Origin of the sequence: Dyadobacter fermentans DSM 18053, from assembly GCF_000023125.1 — a bacterium.
Classification (GTDB): Bacteria; Bacteroidota; Bacteroidia; order Cytophagales; family Spirosomataceae; genus Dyadobacter; species Dyadobacter fermentans.
This window is the reverse complement of the sequence record NC_013037.1, coordinates 3,027,899-3,044,929: the sequence shown is the minus strand read 5'-3', so window position 1 is coordinate 3,044,929 and position 17,031 is coordinate 3,027,899. Positions and strand designations below refer to the sequence as shown.

The window sequence follows — 17,031 nt, the reverse complement described above, 5'->3', positions numbered from 1 at the left end:
TTTGGCAGTTGCCTGACGATTTTGAGCAGGGGTACGTCCAAAAATTCCACAAAGTTAATCCTCATATCCGAAAAAGGACAGGAAGTGCATTGAAATAACTGTAAAATTTTAGAAAACTGCCATTAATTGCCAGCTAGTCAGGTAGTTGTAAAACGAATTTGTGAGTTACTGGAATGGCGCGATGGAAGGAGCGGAGATGTCGAAGTCGCGCAGGCGCAGCGGCACGTTGCCGGAAGTTGCGAAGCGGGTAGGTGAGGAGAGTTCGGGGATATTGACATAATATCCGAAACGCAGCTGCAAGGTATTAAAGGTGAGATTCTCGTTCCGGAGCCGCAAACCGAGCCCGTAGCCCTGGTACAAGGGGCTTTCCCACAAATGCGGAACGCCGTTCACGAGCCCCAGGTCCGCGAATACAAAATAGGCGATACGGAAGCCCAAAAGGCTTTTATCAGAGAAAAACACAGTTTCGGTGCCGATCGTCAGCTTTTTCGTGCCGATGAGCCGATCGTTGTTAATGCCCCGGATGCCCCGGTCGCCGCTGATGTTCAGGTAATCGAGCGGGTCGCGGGCAATGCCTTTGGCGAAGCGGACATTGACAAACTGCCGGAAGAAACTGTACCGGAACGGAATGAGATTGCTAATGTAGGTAACCTCGCCGTTGATAACGCCCTGCTGCGCCTTACCGTTTTTGGAATATGTCCCCAGGTTGGCCAATCCATAAAAATAGCCGAGGTTATGCGGCAGGTATTTGCCCGTCGCAAATTGCAGACCGCCATAACCGCGCGCGCCGAACTCCGTATTCTCGCGCCCGATCGTAAGCGCAAACAGGCTACCGACGGGCACGTCCTCCGTCCGTCCGAAGCCGTAGATGAGTACGTCGCGTTTATAATTTCGGTTCGAAAAGCCCAGGCTTACCAGGGTAGCCGTGCGGTTCCAGTAGTTTTTGTTGAGATTAGGCGCTACGTCGGGGCGCTCGTCGTAATCGTATTTGTTATGCCTGAATGCCGTGACAATGCGGGAGTTCTGTGCCAGCTTGCTGTCGGGAAACGGGAACTTGAATGCGCGCCCGATCCAGAAATCGTAGTAATTGTAATCGGTCTCGAGCAGCGTGAGGGAATCTATTGTTTCGATCTCGCGCCTGTATTGCCGGGTTTTGTAATGCCCCAGTTCGAGTGCGCCCGCGTATTTGGTTTCCGTGGTGATAAACCGGCGGAAAAACCGCACCGATTGTTCACCGAGCTCACGTTCACGGATAAAACTCGCCTGGGCCGTGATGAAGGTTTTGCCAATATAAGGAACCGTGTAAATGGCGCGAAACTGGAAAGGGCGGATCGAATCCTTGGAATCCCACCGGATGGCCGTTCGCTGGGAATGCGTGGTCCCGCGGACGTTGATGTTTTCCAGGCCTACGCGGAATTTGTTGAAAGAGCTGAAACCGCCCGAGAAATTGAGCGACCAGGAATCCTGGATGAGTACTATAATATCGGCCATCCAGGTCACGTCCTTTCGCGGTATCACTATAATACGCGCATCGACGAACATCCGGTTCTCCCGCAGGAGCCGCTCCGTGTCTTTCAGAACTTTTGCCTGGATATCGTCGCCTTCCGAAAAAAGCAGGAAGGATCTTCGGATAATGCCCTCGCGGGTGTTGGTATGCAGGCTTTTACTTAAAAACCGTTCGAGCTGGTTCCCTTTCCGGGTCGTGTCGTAAACGGACTCACCGAGCATGTCGAGTTGCCGGATATAAATTTTCCGGATCACCATGCCTTCATAGGGTGTGAAAGGGTTGGTTTCGATCTCTTTTACTTCGGTAACCTTTCCCTGGTTATACACATCCCTGAACAACAGCCGGTACACGGCCCGCGAAAACTTCGTTTTGGACATCCGCGCTTTCAGGTTGGTGTAGCGGATACTGTCGCGGCTGTGTATTTCCAGGCTGTCCGGGTTTTGGGCCGACGCGCAGAAGGAAAGCATCAGAAACAACAGCAAATATCTACACATGGGCTATCCGGATTCCAAATCAACTGTCTCTTAACGCAAATGCACCAGTGCGAGGTATGGCGGCAGGGCACTTACTGCCCGCCGGCTTCGATAATCGTCTTGGCTGTTTTCTCTGTTTCGCTCGGCGCAGGTGCGTTTTTCATTGCAAATTTTCCGTTCGGGCGCACGAGTGAAAACGTGGCCAGGTCGAGCGGGTTCAGCCTGAACAACAGGTCCATAGCCTGGTTTTCATTGACCGACATATGAATGCCTTTCAGCCGGTGCCTTACCATATATTGCCTCAGAATCGCATCCGATACCGTGTAATCGTCGGTGGAAAGGTGTACAAATAAAAAGACGACGTCTTCCGGCACCCTGGCTTGCAATGCCGGGATGAAATCCAGCTCTTCACGGCTTTTGGCATCTTCAATATTCCATTTCACGATGTAAACCGTCTTCCCTTTCAACCCATCGAGAACTCCATTGAACCAGGAATTGCCCCTGTCGTTGGAAGCGGTCAGGAAATAACCCGGCAATGCTTCCACCGGCGCGGTGCGCACATCTTTGAAATTCACGAGTTTACGGATGTCTGCGCTGTCCTTGATTTCAAGCTGCACAATCTCGTCGAGCGATTGTTTGAACTGCGGGATGCCCGTGCGGGATTTGATGTGGTTATTGAGTAAAATCTGCTGCGGATAGGTGTACTTGTACAGGTTTTTGGCCAAATACCGCACTTTGAGAAACTCTGTGGCAGTGCTATCGAACAAATCCCCGTAAATGCGGTTTTCACGCTCAAAATTGAATAACAGGTTCAAAACCAATTCATTTCGGGCAAAAAGCTTGTTCATAAAGTCGAGCTCGCCTTTCTCGGCCAGGCCGTTCACCGCGATCCGTTCGAGGTGCTGGCGGTCGTCGGCGGAGAGGTTTTTCGAATTGTCGCGGATAAGGGTAGCCATAAGCTTAACGGGTAGCGAGTTGGTCCTGCTCGGATTTTCGAACTTTTTGCCCTCCACAAGCTGGTCGGCATAGTTTCCAAACCGGTTTGCCCAAATCACCCGCTGGCCGGTCAGCGGCGCCTTGTCGAGGCGTTTGAGACTGTCGAGCAGGGCTCTACTGACCTGATATTGATTGCCCAATGCGTGTTCATACAAAACCTGTAACTGCTCCTCGTCCGTCACCGATTTGATCCAATTGTACAAAATCGGGGAGGCGACCGTGTTTTGCGTGGCAGCTTTCACCGATCCCAATCGCAGCTCGCCGCGGCCTTCGGCGGCAAAGCGGGCGTCCGACGGGCTTTTCTCCCAAAAAGTTTTAAAAAACTCGGTACCGAGCGTTCTGCTGCTGCTCAGCCGCTGGTTTTCTGCGGCCAGGTACAAAGGATACTGATTGTTGGCATCGGCATTGACACCGGCGAAATAGAACAGCTTTCTGGCCTTGCCGATGGAATCGCCGTCGAATGTGACTTCGACGGTCCCCGGCGAGCCCAGGAAAGTCGTGAATGCACGTCCACCGTATTCGAGGTAAATTTCCTCCTGCGGAAACAGCATCGGGAGCGACACGCGGAACGTGCCGTCGGCTTGCAAATCAGCCTGTTTGCTCAGCTCCGACTGCGGTTGCAGGATGTTATTGCGTGAAAAAGTAATAAACGGAGCCTGGCGGTACAGCCTTCCGTTTAGGTTTGTGATACGGCCCTTGATGATAAGCGAATCGGTAACGGCAAATGCGGAATGCAGAGAACCGAGAAAGAGGGCTGTCAATATGATGAAGCGCATGCGGGTGATCATTAAATTTTGGTAACGAAAAATAATGAGGCTTTTCCATGCTACCAAATCTGCGCGATTATTTGCCCGAATGCACCGAATGCGAATTCTAAACCCTGTCGGGATCATTTCCCGGTTCGAGCGTCGGGCCGTCCTCGTAGCGGACGTAAATACCGTGGTACCTTTCCTGCGCATCGTAATCCTTGCGGAGCGGGTGCCCTTCCCAATCTTCGGGAAGCAAAATCCTCCGCAGGTCGGGATGCCCTTCAAACCGGATGCCTATCAGGTCGTAGGCCTCGCGCTCGTGCCAGTCGGCGGTGCGCCAGATGTGGCTCACGGTCGGTATGGACGGCAATGCAACTCCTTCGGTATTCCTCGGAAAAACCGTTTTGAGCGTCAGATCAATGCCGTAGGGGATCGATGTGAGGTTGTAAATCAGCTCCATTGAGTCGGCCGCGGCACCATTGTCGATCGCGGTAATGCAGGCCAGGAAGTCGAAATACAACCTTTCGTCTTCATGTAAAAAACTGCAAATGGCCGCAATTCCTGCTGCCGGCACCATCAGCGCAGGCTGCGGGTTTCTGGTGTCGGGCACGATGGTATATTCCGGGAACCGGCCGGTAACGATGTCTGTGATTTCCTGAAAAGTCATGATTCGGGTTAAGATAAAACGGCTGGTTGCCCTGCGGCCTCCATTTCAAGGAACAGCCCGGGCACGGCTTCTTCTTTGCCCCGGATTTTCTCCTGCAATTTCATAAAACCGCCGATGAGCGCTTCCGGGCGGGGCGGGCAGCCGGGCACATACACATCTACCGGAATAATGCGGTCCACCCCTTTCACGACGTGGTAGCCGTGTTCCCAGTACGGTCCGCCGCAGTTGGAGCAGCTGCCCATCGAAATCACATAGCGGGGCTCGGGCATTTGTTCGTAAAGCCTGCGGATACGGTCGGCCATTTTAAAAGTCACGGTTCCCGCCACGATCATCACATCCGACTGCCGGGGCGAAGGCCTGGGCATGATCCCGAAACGTTCGAGGTCGTAATTAGCGGCATAGGTAGCCATCATCTCGATCGCGCAGCAGGCCAATCCGAAACCCATCGGCCACAACGACGACAGCCGGGCCCAGTTCATCAGGTCCTCTGCATTGGTCAGGATAATGCCGCCGTCGCCGGTTTTGGTTCTTTCACTCATTTATATTGTAATGAAGCGTCTATTGGTATGGATATTGCATTGCTTATGCACTATCTCCTGCAAAACTAACCATATTTGGCAAGAATCGGTTTCAGGCCGCGTTACAAAACAAAGACAACACTTCAACTGTATGAAACAAAAATTACTTCTCAGTTTCCTGATTTCGGCATGTTTCGCGGGAAGCGCCATTGCGCAATCCGATTCAACCGTGCGGATCTTCAAAAGCGGAATGGCAATCTACGTCGAACTGGGCGCGCTGCCCAATAACAAGACCTTGCGCAACCAGCTGTCGGATTTGCAGGTGAAACCGTTCACTTCTTTTATGGGCAACCTCGTGCTCGCACGCCGCACCGAATCGCAAAGATGGTTTTCGGAGGCCAGGATCATCCTCATGAACAGCACTAACTACACGTCCGATCGCGACGTCCGCAAGGCTTACCTGAATGGAATTGGCATCGGAACGGACGGCGGGCCGAAGCTCGTGAATAACCAGCGGTGGAACGTGACCATCCCGCTCGGCGCCGATTTCATGCTTTACCGGCTGAATATCAAGAGCAATGCTTCGGTATCTGCCCAGCAGCTGCTCAACAATCCGTCGGGTTACCAAGCGGTGAAGCTCTACACGGGTAATATCAACCTGCACGGCGGTATCGGTGTGGACTATAAGATGGATTTCCTGCCGAAAATCCATGAAAAAGTATACTTGAGCGGCAAGCTGACTTACCACCAGCCCATTCTCGGAAGACGGAAGTGGAAAGGCGATAATGTAACGGTCGATGACCTCTCGCGGTTGAAAGTGAACCAGCTCTATGTGCAGCTGGGACTGGTATTCTTCCCACGGCCGAACATGAAGAAATGGGGCGGAATGCACTAGGATAGCGTGCCCTTTTTCTCAGCCAGGAGCGTGCGCAGCTGGTTTTCCAGTATTTTAATATAGGTATCCTTATCCAACTCACTCAGCGATTCCGCCGTGAAATGCCCGGCTTGCTGGCCGTGTACGAGTTCCAGCACGGCGCGGTCGGTCAGCAGCTCGGGCACGGTGCTGTTGAGGATCACGGAGAGTTGTTTCAGGGTACCGACGCTCGGGCTGGTGTGCCCGTTTTCCAGGTCGTTGTACTGCTCCTCACTGATCAGGAGCAGCGATGCCAGGTGAGCTGCGGAAAATCCTTTCCGCTCCCGCTTCTCGCGCAGGTTTTTTGCGAAAGCCTCCATATTGTTTTGTTGATGATGACAGAACTGGGTAATAAGCCTGAAAAGTCGGCAATTTTTAAGTAACTGTCAATATAATTCAATAAAACAAACCGGCCGTTCGGTAATTCATGCGGTTGTTTATCAGAAAGTTATATATTTAAGAAGGTGGAGAACGGGTATTGAAGAACTCATTAATTTGACTTAAATTGACCCGTAAATGTACTGACTAGATTGCGCGAAGAAGAGATATATATGACACATACAATAACCATCGAAACGAAAAATGACAATGACCTGGCGCTGCTGAAAGTATTGGCTGAGCGTTTAGGCCTGTCTGTGTGGGAAAGTTCCGGCGAGGATGATGACATTCATTCAGATCAGAAAAACGCCTTGCGGAAGTTCGCGGGAAGTTGGGGTGGGGACGAGACGGCGGATGATCTGGAAGCAGCCATATATAATGCCCGAAACGATCAGCCGCGCGATGTTGAACTATGAGCTACTTACTGGATACGAATATCTGCATCCACTTGTTTAAAGGTGACGACGAACTGCTTGGTAAAATTGAAGCTATCGGGTTAGCTCAATGTTTTTTGTCGGAAATCACTGTTCTGGAGTTAATGTTCGGCGTGGAAAACAGTGCGCCAGCTCGACGGGAGTCGAATCGTGACAATCTCAACTGGTTACAAAGTGCCTTCTCTGGAAGAATATTGTTGATTGGCGACGGATTCGAAACATATGCGCAGCAGAAAGTTCGTCTGAGACGGGCTGGAAAACCGGTTGGCGAATTTGATTTGCTGATTGGCTCTACTGCAATCGCCCATAATCTAGTGCTGGTCACACGTAACACAAAAGATTTTGTCAATTTACCTCTGCGCGGGCTGGAAAACTGGATAGACTAACATGTTGCTACTTCTTATACCGCTCATTCACCTTCGCATACAAATCCGCAGGCACGGGCGATTTTACTTCCGGGATCTGAGGTTTGGGTAGTACCCAATCGAGGTAACCTTTGGCCCAGGCGTAGGCGAGGCCGAAGATGAGGATACCGATGAAAACGGTCATTTCTGCCATTGCAAACCAGCCCCATTGGCCGCCAGTTTGTTCGATAAGCTCCTCGCTGCCGAACACCACCGACCACGGAAACAGGAACAGCAGCTCCACTTCAAACAGCACGAAGATCAGCGCTACGACGTAAAACCGGACATTGAACTGGATATTGGCATTCCCCAGCGGCTCTTCGCCCGACTCGTAGGTGGTCAGTTTCTCTTCATTGGGTTTATGCGGGCGCAGAAACCTGGCGATAGTAAGCATTAGGCCGAGCAATACCAGCGCGGCAATGATGAAGAGCAGAATGTAACCGAAATCGGAAAGCATGGTAATGTGCCTGGTTTGTGCAAAACTAGGCAAAATGCGCGGGAAATCGAGGAAGTGAAGTGATTAAATGCTGAGCAGAATGGTGCGGATGCTCAGTCCGATTACCAGCGTTCCTACCAGCAGCATGAGCGGTTTGCGTTTGATCTTGCCCACCATCATTGCGCCCACCGGAGCGGCAATAACACCGCCGACGATCAATCCCAGCACCACTTTCCAGCTATCCACACCCGTAAAAAGCATGAATGTGATACCGCTCGCGAATGCAACTGCAAATTCGGCGGCATTCACCGATCCGATCGTATACCGTGGATCGCGGCCCTGGCCGAGGAGTGTAGAAGTAACAATAGGGCCCCAGCCGCCACCGCCGATGGAATCCAGGAATCCGCCTGCCGCTGCCAGGACGCTGATGCGTTTGGTTTTATTCTTTACAAAAGTCTTTTGCAATGCTTTGCGGATAATAATCACTCCGAGAATGAGCATGTAGAACGCAATGAACGGCTTGATGAAGTCGCCATCGATCACATCCGAGAGTAGGTAAGCACCCGCGATCGCGCCCAGAACGCCGGGAATCAGCAAGCTTTTGAACAGCTTCTTGTTGATATTTTTAAAACGGAAATGGGAGATCGCCGACGCGCCTGTGGTAAACATCTCGGCGAAGTGCACGCTCGCGCTGCTTACGGCCGGTGTAACACCCACGCTGAGCAAAAAGGAGTTGGAAGTAACGCCATAGGCCATTCCCAAAGCACCGTCCACCAGCTGCGCCGCCAGTCCCACCAGGACGTACAAGGCGAAATCACCGGTAAGGAACTCGGTCACCTGTTCGGATGAAACGGAAATGACTCCATTTGTCAGAAGCAGGCCCAGCAGCAACAGGATAGCCGCAGCGGGAACGATGATCCAGGTCCGTGAAGAGGGCAATTTGAGTGAAAGCACTTTGGCAAGCATACCTTGAATTTTAGAATTTTGGAATGAAGAGTTTACAAAAATAGCAAAACTATTTAATCTACGTAATTGATAGATTATTAAATTTTACTTAAAAGTGTCTGAGGGTAACCTTGAATCACACTTCGCCCGTGACAAAATCGATGAAATTTCCCTGGTTAATCCAGTGTTTGGCGGCGTCGGGATAAGCCTCAACAAATGCTTTCGGGAATTTCACTTTAATGTCTTTCCATTTGAATTCATAGGCACTCAGTTGCTCGTCGGCTACTTCGAGCCAATCGAGTTCCTGCTGGTCGTAGGTGCGCCAGAAGTAAGTATGCGGCGTTTTGCGGGTGTAGGAATTGTATTTGATGCGCTCCGCAACCAGGTAGTTTTCCCACAGCGCACCTGTATCCGTCCGCTGGCCGAGCGGGGAAAAGTTATTGATAAGCGCATTGCGGACGCCATTGTCCAGAAAATACCATTTCGACGATTTGGTAACTTCTTTCCGAAGGTTTTTACTGTAACCGCCAACGCGGGTGATGATGAACACCTTGGAGAACAAGTCAAGGTATCGTTCCACGGTATTCCGGTCTATTTGCAGGGTTTTAGCCAATTCGTCGTACGAAACCTCCTGTGCCGTCTGGTAGGCAACGAGTTGGAGCAATTGCAGCATTTTATGGGAATACCGGACCTGGTCAAACATGAGGATGTCTTTCAAAAGATAAGAATTCACAAGTTCTTTAAGATAGTCGGATTTTGCCTCGGCTGTATCCAGTTTCAGCACTTCCGGGTAGCTGCCGAAAATCATCCGGTTTTCCAGCTGCTGTTTTGTTTGCAGGTAATTTTCCTGTCCGGATAGCTCCATTTGGGCAATCGGGAAGAGCTGGAAGCTGATCTGGCGGCCGACGAGCGGTTCGCCTGTTTTATTGGAGAGTTCAAATGCCGACGAGCCACTCGCCAGAATGGTAAGCTTAGGAAACGAATCGATCAACAGTTTGAGCGACTTCCCGATTTCAGGCACGACCTGTGCTTCATCAATGATCAGAAGGTCAACATCAGTTACCCATCGCCGGAACGAAGCGACGCGCCGGTCGGACAACAGCGCCACAATATCCAGATCCTCCGCATTCAGGAATAACGATTTTCCATTGAATTGCTCTTCTACCTCGCGCATCAGGTGCGTCTTCCCGACCCGGCGCGCGCCGTAAAGGATCAGCACTTTGTTGGAAGTAGTTTTCGCGAGGAGTTGGTCAAAAATGTGTCTCGAAAAATCCATTTTACCTAAATTGGTTGAATCAACTCAACGAATTTAGCTAAATTCATTGAATTTACTCAACCAATTTAGCTGAATTCATTGAATAGGCACAACTAATTTAAACCTTAAAGCCAAACAACCCGCTGCTCTGACGTGTGCTCCTGGCCGAGAATATCGCCGTAGAGCTCCGGGCGGCGGGCCTGAATGTAGCGGTGACCGCCGGCTTGCTGGAGTTTCTCGGGGGTGAGGGTGGCAATCACGAAGTCGTTCCCGAGCTTGCGGCATTCGGCGATGATGTCGCCGAATGGGTCGAGGATCATCGAGCAGCCGTTTTTGAGCTGGTCGGCGTCCATGCCGATGGGGTTGGAGAATATTGCATAAATGGCGTTGTCGTAAGCACGCGCGGGCAGCCATTTCATAAGCCAGGCCCGACCTTTGAGGCCGTCGAATTCCTGGCGAAGTGATGTAGGATCGGCTTCGCGGTTATGCCACAGCGCTGGATCGACGAACCCGGCACCCGGGCGTGTGGATGGCGTACACATGGTCACGTGCGGCATAAAAACAATGTCCGCGCCGAGCAGTTTCGTGGCCCGCACGTTTTCAATAATGTTGTTATCGTAGCAAATGAGCATGCTGCATTTCCAGCCGAAAAGGTCGAAAATCACGTATTCGTCGCCTGGCGTGAGGTGTGGGTTGATGAACGGGTGAAGTTTCCGGTACTTGGCTACGAGGCCGTTTTTGTCGACACATACATAACCTTTGTACATTTTATCGTCGGCATCTTTCTCGAACAGGCCTGCCAGCACCACAATGTCGTGTTCTGCGGCGATGTCCTGCAACGCGCGCACGCTCGGGCCGTCGGGGATCGGTTCAGAGATGGCGAGCATTTCCTCGCGCGACAGGTTGCGGGCAAATGTGTAGCCGGTAATGGAGCATTCGTGGAATGCGATCACCTGGGCACCCGACTTAGCGGCTTCCCCCGCCATCTGGCGGATCACCCCGAGGTTGTAATCTTTGTCGCCGCTCTTGTTTTCAAACTGTGCAGTGGCAATCTTAATCGGTTTCATAGCTATGCTTTTTTCCTGCAAATTAATGAACTACCAATGCTGCGCCCAAAAACTTTGTCCCTCGTAGCCGCTTTGCGCCAGCAACTTGGCGGCTTGCAGGCTACGTTTGCCAGTGTTGCAGTAAAAAACGACCTTTTTGCCCGATGGGAATGTGCCGATACTTTCAGGAATATCCGAAAGCGGGATATTCTCACCGCCGAAGTTATCCGCCTCAAATTCATAGTATTCGCGCACGTCTACCAGTAGAATCTGCTCAGGGTCAGTTGCCTGTAATGCCTCGTACTCGTCGAACGACATTTCGTGGGTGTTTTCTTCCAATGGCAGCTCCGCGGCTTTTTCGGACGGGACAGCAGGCTTCGCCGCCACTGATCTGGAAAATTGAAAAACCGAATGATTATTGGTCAATGTGTTGATCACCAGTAATTTGCCGGAAAGCGGTTCGCCAATGCCCGCGATAATCTTGATCGCCTCGTTAGCCATGTAGGTGCCGATAATGCCCGGCAAAACGCCCATTACGCCTGCTTCCGCGCAATTGTCGCCTTCTTCGGCGTCCGGGAAAAGACACCGGTAGGTAGGTCCGCCATTCCAATTAAAAACTGAAACCTGTCCTTCAAAACGCAGGATAGAGCCGAAGACGAACGGTTTATCCAGCTGTACGCAAAAATCATTGACTAAATAACGCGTTTCGAAGTTGTCGGAGCCGTCGATGATCAGGTCGTAGGCATTGAGCAGATCTGCTCCGTTTTCGGCACTGAGCCGGTCGGGGTAGGCGGTGAGCTTCACGAAAGGGTTCAGCACCGACAGTTTTTCCACTGCCGTGATCGCTTTATTCTTGCCTATATCGTCGGCGGAATAGAGGATTTGCCGGTGCAGGTTGGTGAGGTCCACGGTGTCGTCATCGATAACGCCAATCTCACCGACGCCCGCCGCCACCAGGTACTGCAGCACCGGACAGCCCAGCCCGCCCGCACCCACGACGGCAATCTTACCGGCCCGCAGCCTATCCTGGCCCGCCAGGCCCATTTCCGGCATGATAATCTGGCGAGCATAACGTTTGCGTTCGATGGGAGTCATGGGGGGGAATGAGTGAATTTTGAATGAGTGAATGAGTGAGTTTTTGAATGATTGAATGATTGAATGATTGAATGATTGAATGATCGAATAGTATGCTTTTGTATTGAATTTACAGCTGATTTGAACATCAAAAATATTCAATCATTCAGTCATTCAATCATTCAGTCATTCAAAATTCACTCATTCAAAATTCACTCATTCACCCATTCACTCATTCACTCATTCAAAATTAGCCCAGCGTCCCAATCCTTCCAAACTGGCTCGTAGCCGGCTTGGCGGATCATTTGTGCTATTTCCGCGGGGCTTCGTTCGTCGGAAATTTCGAATTGTTCGAGTGATTCCGGTTCTACGGCGTAGCCTCCGGGGTTGGTTTTGGAGCCGGCGCTGATGGATGTTACACCCAATTGAATGCAATGGTTCCTGAATCGGTCCGATTCGCGTGTGGAGAGGGATAGTTCTACTTCCTCGTCAAATATGCGGTAGGCGCAAATCAGCTGCACCAGTTCGCGGTCGCTCATTTCCACTTTCGGTTCGAGGCCGCCGGAGAATGGGCGCAGGCGCGGAAAGGATAGGCTGTAACGCGTTTGCCAGTAGGTTTTTTCAAGATAATGCAAATGCAAGGCAGTGAAAAAACTGTCGGTACGCCAGTCTTCCAGGCCGATCAGCACGCCGAGGCCCATTTTGTGAATCCCTGCCTGCCCGAGACGGTCGGGCGTTTCGAGGCGGTAGTTGAAATTCGCTTTTTTGCCTTTCGGGTGGTGTTTGCGGTAATCTTCCTGGTGATAAGTTTCCTGGTACACCAGCACCGAATGCAGGCCGAGCGGGATCAGTTCCTCGTATTCATCGCGGTCGAGCGGCTGTACTTCCATGGATACCTGCGCGAAATGCGGACGGATCAGGGCCAACACCTTTTTGAAATAGTCCACGTGCACCGTCTGGTTCGCCTCGCCGGTCACCAGCAGCACGTGTTCGTAGCCCATGCCTTTAATCACCTCCACTTCTTGCAGTATTTCACGCTCTGTCAGCGTGCGACGCCGCACTTTATTATCCAGGCTGAACCCGCAGTAGGTACATATATTGGTACACTCGTTGGACAAATACAGCGGCACGTACATTTGAATGGTGTTGCCGAAGCGCTTGCGCGTCAGCTGCCGGCTCAGCCTGGCCATGGGTTCCAGGTAAGCGGCCGCGGCGGGCGAAATCAATGCTTTGAAATCTTCCAAAGTCCTTTTCGGGGCTATGAGTGCTCTTTCCACGTCGGCCGCCGTTTTGGAATAAATATCCTGCTTCACGTTGTCCCACGAATACCGCGCGAATTCTTCCTTAAAGCTCATCCAGAAATGCAGTTAACGGACTGCTGGCCACGGCCAGGCTGCCTTTTGAACCTAGTTTGGCCTCGTAAGCCATCCTCCCGGCCTCTACGGCCATTTTAAATGCCGCTGCCATCGCTACCGGGTCGCCGGCTACGGCAATCGCCGTGTTAACCAGCACCGCATCGGCGCCTATTTCCATGGCTTTGGCTGCATCGGAAGGGGCACCGATGCCCGCGTCCACCACCACCGGTACCTTGCTTTGCTCGATGATGATTTCGAGGAAGTCGATGGTTTTGAGGCCTTTATTGCTCCCAATGGGCGATCCCAGGGGCATTACTGCCGATGCGCCTGCCGCTTCCAGCCGCTTGCAAAGGACCGGGTCGGCGTGGATGTAGGGGAGTATCACAAAACCCAGCTTGGCGAGTTCCTCGGTGGCCTTCAATGTCTCGATGGGATCGGGCATGAGGTACTTCGGGTCGGGGTGGATTTCGAGTTTCAGCCAGTTGATTTCCAGCGCTTCCCGGGCAAGTTGTGCGGCAAAAACGGCTTCGCGTGCCGTGCGGACGCCCGAGGTGTTGGGCAGCAAATGGATGTGCTGGTGCGTCAAATGGCTCAGGATATCGTCGGTGGCGTCGTGCATATCCACACGACGCAGCGCCACCGTCACCAGCTCGGAGCCGGATGCCAGCAAGGCTTCCTCCATGAGTTGCGCCGAACTGAATTTGCCGGTTCCCGTAAAAAGCCGGGATTGGAATGTTTTATCTGCAATGGTTAACATAATGCTTGTTGGATTTCGTAAAAAGTTTCCGCCGGATCCGTCGCGCCCGTCAATGCGGCGGACATGGCCACGCCGTAAATGCCGGTGGAACGGATTATGGGAATGTCGGCCGGCGTAACGCCGCCGATGGCGATAATGGGCTTGCTGAACCCCGCGTCGGCCATTTTTTGCATCAATGCCGCGTAGCCTTCCACGCCCAGGATCGGGCTGAGGTTCTCTTTGGTGCTCGTGAAACGGAACGGGCCGAGGCCGATGTAATCTGCGCCTTCGCGGATACGCAGCTCAATGTCCTCCCAGCTATTGGCCGTTCCGCCCACCACGATTTTGTTCCCTACCAGCGCGCGGGCCTCGGGTACGGGCATGTCGGTGAGGCCGAGGTGGAGGCCGTAAGCCTGTACCGCCAGTGCCACGCGGGGAAAGTCGTTGATAATGAGCCTCGCTCCGTAAGCGTCGCACAGCCGGGTGGCTTCCCAGGCTATCGGCAAAACTTCTGCTTCCGGCCGGTGCTTCACCCGAAGTTGAATCCACCGGCAGCCGGCTTCCAGCGCCAGGCGGATGCTATCGATGTGCGACATATCCGGCGTTTCGTTCGATATGAAATGCAAGCGGTCCACAAACGGCCGTTCTACCTGCAACGACTTCAAATGCGCAAATCGGGTGACGGCCTGCTCCGGATTCTGCCAGATGGCCCCGAGCAGCGCCGCGCCTGCAAAGCCCATTTGGGACGCCAGGCCAAGGTTTTCGGCATCCATACCTCCGAGCGCGATTACCTTGTTCGGGAAGGTGAATGGGTTTAATTTAAAATCGGAAGGCAATTTCGCAGCGTAGCCCACTTTCGAAATGCTGTCGAAAACGGGCCCCAGGAATGCGTAGTCGAAGTCGTGGGATAGCGTTTCGAGTTGCGCGGGATCGTGCAGGGACGTGCTGAGCGTGTAAGCCCTGCTTTTTAATGCGCTCCATGTTTCAGGCGCAACGTCCAGGCGCGCGCGCTCCGTGAAATGTAGCCCCGTAATACCGAATGCGTCCGCCAGCTCATGATGCTGGTGTAATGCAATGCGGTTCCGGAATGCGGGAGTGATGTTTTCCAGCAAATCCTGCACGACTTCCTTCGGCACATCGGGCTTGCGCAGGTGCAGGCGTGCGAGGCCGCTTTGGAAAAGCTGGTTAATGATCCCAGCTTCCCCGGGCAGCATTTCGGGATGTGTGATAACGATCAGTTCCATTACAAATAGATTTCACTGCCTTTTTCCGCAAACTCACGTGCCTTCTGCTGCATTCCTTCGGCCACGGCCTCTTCGGTGCCCAGTCCGTTTTCTTCGGCATAGTCGCGTACATCCTGGGTGATTTTCATCGAACAGAAATTGGGGCCGCACATCGAGCAGAAATGCGCGACTTTGGCTCCTTCGGCCGGTAATGTTTCGTCGTGGAACTCGCGGGCGGTGTCCGGGTCGAGCGAGAGGTTGAACTGATCTTCCCATCGGAATTCGAAGCGGGCCTTGCTCAATGCATTGTCGCGGTACTGGGCGCCCGGGTGGCCTTTGGCCAGGTCGGCGGCATGGGCGGCGATCTTGTAGGTGATCACGCCGTCTTTCACGTCTTTTTTATTGGGTAGTCCCAAATGCTCTTTCGGCGTCACGTAGCAAAGCATGGCCGTCCCGAACCAGCCGATCATGGCCGCGCCGATGGCCGACGTGATGTGGTCGTAGCCAGGCGCTATGTCGGTCGTGAGGGGGCCTAACGTGTAGAAAGGCGCCTCGTGGCAGTGTTTCAGCTGCTTTTCCATATTCTCCTTGATCAGGTGCATCGGTACGTGGCCGGGGCCCTCGATGATCGTTTGCACGTCGTGCTTCCAGGCGATTTTGGTTAGCTCGCCCAGCGTTTCCAGCTCCGCGAATTGCGCGGCGTCGTTGGCATCGGCAATGCTGCCGGGGCGCAGGCCGTCGCCTAGCGAGAATGCCACGTCGTAGGCTTTCATGATCTCGCATATTTCCTCAAAATGCGTGTAGAGGAAGTTCTCTTTATGATGCGCCAGGCACCATTTGGCCATGATGGATCCCCCGCGGGACACGATGCCGGTAATGCGCTTTGCCGTGAGCGGAATGTAGCGCAGCAGCACGCCGGCGTGGATCGTGAAGTAATCCACACCCTGCTCGGCCTGCTCGATCAATGTATCGCGGAAAAGCTCCCACGTGAGGTCTTCGGCTTTGCCGTTCACTTTTTCCAAAGCCTGGTAAATGGGCACCGTGCCAATCGGCACCGGCGAGTTGCGGATGATCCATTCGCGGGTTTCATGGATATTCTTGCCCGTCGAGAGGTCCATGATCGTATCTGCGCCCCAGCGGCAGGCCCAAACGGCCTTTTCCACCTCTTCTTCAATGGATGAGGAAACGGCGGAGTTACCGATATTGGCATTGATTTTCACCAGAAAATTCCGTCCGATAATCATTGGCTCGCTTTCGGGGTGGTTGATATTCGAGGGGATTACCGCTCTTCCCGCTGCCACTTCCGACCTCACGAACTCCGCGGTAATGTGGCTTTTCGGCGTATTGGCGCCGAAACTGTGGCCGGCATGCTGGTGCGCCAATGCGCCCGCCTTGCCGTTCAGCGATGCCAGGTGCGCGTCGATCCGCTGGTTTTCGCGGATCGCGATGTATTCCATTTCAGGCGTGACGATGCCTTTTTTGGCATAATGCAGCTGCGACACGTTCTGGCCGGCCTTGGCGCGGAGCGGTCTGGCATTGTGGGCAAATCTCAAATGGTCGAGCTTCGCATCGGCGAGGCGCATTCGGCCGTATTCGGAAGTGATGGTTTCCAGCTCTTCCACGTCGCCCCGCTGGCGTACCCATGCTGCACGCAATGCGGGAAGACCTTTTTTGACGTCTATATCAATATTCGGATCGGTGTAGGCGCCGCTGGTGTCGTAAACTGTTACCGGCTCGTTCGGCTCGCTGGCACCCAGGCGTCCGGGACGCGGGCCGCCATGTATACGGGTATCATTCAGCGAAATCTCGCGCATTGCTACGGAAATGTCGTGGATTTGCCCTTTCACATATATTTTCTTCGAATTCGGGAATGGGTCGCGGGTGATGGTTTCCGGCGTTTTCTCTGTTTTCATGATGGTATT

The 17,031-nt window shown here is 53.0% G+C and carries 17 protein-coding genes; 3 read left to right on the top strand and 14 right to left on the bottom strand.

The window, feature by feature from the left end:
• Positions 1-165: 165 nt before the first annotated feature.
• From DFER_RS12215 to nuoB, 4 genes are all read right to left on the bottom strand, one after another.
• The gene (locus tag DFER_RS12215) at positions 166-2,001 is read right to left on the bottom strand and encodes a BamA/TamA family outer membrane protein (RefSeq protein WP_015811943.1); all 1,836 of its coding nucleotides are present in this window, start codon (positions 1,999-2,001) and stop codon (positions 166-168) included.
• Positions 2,002-2,072: 71 nt separating this feature from the next.
• Positions 2,073-3,752: a hypothetical protein gene (locus tag DFER_RS12210; RefSeq protein WP_229206238.1), complete on the bottom strand. Its 1,680-nt coding sequence runs from the start codon at positions 3,750-3,752 to the stop codon at positions 2,073-2,075.
• A 97-nt stretch (positions 3,753-3,849) separates the two neighbouring features.
• Positions 3,850-4,392, bottom strand: coding sequence for an NADH-quinone oxidoreductase subunit C (locus DFER_RS12205; protein ID WP_015811941.1), 543 nt, complete (start codon positions 4,390-4,392; stop codon positions 3,850-3,852).
• An 8-nt stretch (positions 4,393-4,400) separates the two neighbouring features.
• The gene (nuoB, locus tag DFER_RS12200) at positions 4,401-4,931 is read right to left on the bottom strand and encodes an NADH-quinone oxidoreductase subunit NuoB (protein ID WP_015811940.1); all 531 of its coding nucleotides are present in this window, start codon (positions 4,929-4,931) and stop codon (positions 4,401-4,403) included.
• 130 nt (positions 4,932-5,061) lie between these two features.
• Here nuoB and DFER_RS12195 point away from each other — a divergent pair, with 130 nt between their 5' ends.
• Positions 5,062-5,805 carry a hypothetical protein gene (locus tag DFER_RS12195; RefSeq protein WP_015811939.1) on the top strand — a complete coding sequence of 248 codons (744 nt, stop codon included), beginning with the start codon at positions 5,062-5,064 and terminating at the stop codon, positions 5,803-5,805.
• Here DFER_RS12195 and DFER_RS12190 read toward each other — a convergent pair.
• Positions 5,802-6,143 (bottom strand): helix-turn-helix domain-containing protein, encoded by a 342-nt coding sequence (locus DFER_RS12190; RefSeq protein WP_015811938.1) that lies wholly within the window; start codon positions 6,141-6,143, stop codon positions 5,802-5,804. The two genes, DFER_RS12195 and DFER_RS12190, sit on opposite strands and share 4 nt — an antisense overlap.
• A gap of 231 nt (positions 6,144-6,374) precedes the next feature.
• Here DFER_RS12190 and DFER_RS12185 point away from each other — a divergent pair, with 231 nt between their 5' ends.
• Together DFER_RS12185 and DFER_RS12180 are read left to right on the top strand one after the other, a co-directional pair.
• Positions 6,375-6,617 (top strand): hypothetical protein, encoded by a 243-nt coding sequence (locus DFER_RS12185; RefSeq protein WP_015811937.1) that lies wholly within the window; start codon positions 6,375-6,377, stop codon positions 6,615-6,617.
• Positions 6,614-7,021, top strand: coding sequence for a type II toxin-antitoxin system VapC family toxin (locus DFER_RS12180; RefSeq protein WP_015811936.1), 408 nt, complete (start codon positions 6,614-6,616; stop codon positions 7,019-7,021). The genes DFER_RS12185 and DFER_RS12180 overlap by 4 nt, the downstream gene beginning before the upstream one ends.
• A 7-nt stretch (positions 7,022-7,028) precedes the next feature.
• Here the strand turns inward: DFER_RS12180 and DFER_RS12175 are convergent, their stop codons facing one another.
• The 9 genes from DFER_RS12175 to thiC all read right to left on the bottom strand — a co-directional run bounded on the left by DFER_RS12175 (position 7,029) and on the right by thiC (position 17,022).
• Positions 7,029-7,496 (bottom strand): NADH-quinone oxidoreductase subunit A, encoded by a 468-nt coding sequence (locus DFER_RS12175; protein WP_015811935.1) that lies wholly within the window; start codon positions 7,494-7,496, stop codon positions 7,029-7,031.
• A gap of 63 nt (positions 7,497-7,559) precedes the next feature.
• Entirely contained in the window at positions 7,560-8,441 is an 882-nt protein-coding gene (locus DFER_RS12170; protein WP_015811934.1) for a sulfite exporter TauE/SafE family protein, read from the bottom strand.
• Positions 8,442-8,556: 115 nt separating this feature from the next.
• The gene (locus DFER_RS12165; RefSeq protein ID WP_015811933.1) at positions 8,557-9,696 is read right to left on the bottom strand and encodes an ATP-binding protein; all 1,140 of its coding nucleotides are present in this window, start codon (positions 9,694-9,696) and stop codon (positions 8,557-8,559) included.
• Between the two features lie 104 nt (positions 9,697-9,800).
• Positions 9,801-10,742, bottom strand: coding sequence for a nitrilase family protein (locus DFER_RS12160; protein WP_015811932.1), 942 nt, complete (start codon positions 10,740-10,742; stop codon positions 9,801-9,803).
• Between the two features lie 30 nt (positions 10,743-10,772).
• Positions 10,773-11,816 carry a HesA/MoeB/ThiF family protein gene (gene moeB / locus DFER_RS12155; protein ID WP_015811931.1) on the bottom strand — a complete coding sequence of 348 codons (1,044 nt, stop codon included), beginning with the start codon at positions 11,814-11,816 and terminating at the stop codon, positions 10,773-10,775.
• Positions 11,817-12,031: 215 nt separating this feature from the next.
• Positions 12,032-13,150, bottom strand: coding sequence for a 2-iminoacetate synthase ThiH (gene thiH, locus DFER_RS12150; protein WP_015811930.1), 1,119 nt, complete (start codon positions 13,148-13,150; stop codon positions 12,032-12,034).
• Positions 13,140-13,907 carry a thiazole synthase gene (locus tag DFER_RS12145; RefSeq protein WP_015811929.1) on the bottom strand — a complete coding sequence of 256 codons (768 nt, stop codon included), beginning with the start codon at positions 13,905-13,907 and terminating at the stop codon, positions 13,140-13,142. Before DFER_RS12145 ends, thiH begins: the two co-directional genes overlap by 11 nt.
• Positions 13,901-15,130 (bottom strand): thiamine phosphate synthase, encoded by a 1,230-nt coding sequence (locus DFER_RS29230; protein ID WP_015811928.1) that lies wholly within the window; start codon positions 15,128-15,130, stop codon positions 13,901-13,903. Before DFER_RS29230 ends, DFER_RS12145 begins: the two co-directional genes overlap by 7 nt.
• On the bottom strand, positions 15,130-17,022 hold the full coding sequence (thiC, locus tag DFER_RS12135) for a phosphomethylpyrimidine synthase ThiC (protein WP_015811927.1): 1,893 nt from the start codon (positions 17,020-17,022) through the stop codon (positions 15,130-15,132). The genes DFER_RS29230 and thiC overlap by 1 nt, the downstream gene beginning before the upstream one ends.
• Positions 17,023-17,031: the final 9 nt, after the last annotated feature.

Excerpts from the sequence above, each read along its gene's own strand:
- DFER_RS12215 (WP_015811943.1), bottom strand. The coding sequence starts at position 2,001 with ATGTGTAGATATTTGCTGTTGTTTCTGATGCTTTCCTTCTGCGCGTCG.
- DFER_RS12210 (WP_229206238.1), bottom strand. The coding sequence starts at position 3,752 with ATGCGCTTCATCATATTGACAGCCCTCTTTCTCGGTTCTCTGCATTCC.
- DFER_RS12205 (WP_015811941.1), bottom strand. The coding sequence starts at position 4,392 with ATGACTTTTCAGGAAATCACAGACATCGTTACCGGCCGGTTCCCGGAA.
- nuoB (WP_015811940.1), bottom strand. The coding sequence starts at position 4,931 with ATGAGTGAAAGAACCAAAACCGGCGACGGCGGCATTATCCTGACCAAT.
- DFER_RS12195 (WP_015811939.1), top strand. The coding sequence starts at position 5,062 with ATGAAACAAAAATTACTTCTCAGTTTCCTGATTTCGGCATGTTTCGCG.
- DFER_RS12190 (WP_015811938.1), bottom strand. The coding sequence starts at position 6,143 with ATGGAGGCTTTCGCAAAAAACCTGCGCGAGAAGCGGGAGCGGAAAGGA.
- DFER_RS12185 (WP_015811937.1), top strand. The coding sequence starts at position 6,375 with ATGACACATACAATAACCATCGAAACGAAAAATGACAATGACCTGGCG.
- DFER_RS12180 (WP_015811936.1), top strand. The coding sequence starts at position 6,614 with ATGAGCTACTTACTGGATACGAATATCTGCATCCACTTGTTTAAAGGT.
- DFER_RS12175 (WP_015811935.1), bottom strand. The coding sequence starts at position 7,496 with ATGCTTTCCGATTTCGGTTACATTCTGCTCTTCATCATTGCCGCGCTG.
- DFER_RS12170 (WP_015811934.1), bottom strand. The coding sequence starts at position 8,441 with ATGCTTGCCAAAGTGCTTTCACTCAAATTGCCCTCTTCACGGACCTGG.
- DFER_RS12165 (WP_015811933.1), bottom strand. The coding sequence starts at position 9,696 with ATGGATTTTTCGAGACACATTTTTGACCAACTCCTCGCGAAAACTACT.
- DFER_RS12160 (WP_015811932.1), bottom strand. The coding sequence starts at position 10,742 with ATGAAACCGATTAAGATTGCCACTGCACAGTTTGAAAACAAGAGCGGC.
- moeB (WP_015811931.1), bottom strand. The coding sequence starts at position 11,816 with ATGACTCCCATCGAACGCAAACGTTATGCTCGCCAGATTATCATGCCG.
- thiH (WP_015811930.1), bottom strand. The coding sequence starts at position 13,150 with ATGAGCTTTAAGGAAGAATTCGCGCGGTATTCGTGGGACAACGTGAAG.
- DFER_RS12145 (WP_015811929.1), bottom strand. The coding sequence starts at position 13,907 with ATGTTAACCATTGCAGATAAAACATTCCAATCCCGGCTTTTTACGGGA.
- DFER_RS29230 (WP_015811928.1), bottom strand. The coding sequence starts at position 15,130 with ATGGAACTGATCGTTATCACACATCCCGAAATGCTGCCCGGGGAAGCT.
- thiC (WP_015811927.1), bottom strand. The coding sequence starts at position 17,022 with ATGAAAACAGAGAAAACGCCGGAAACCATCACCCGCGACCCATTCCCG.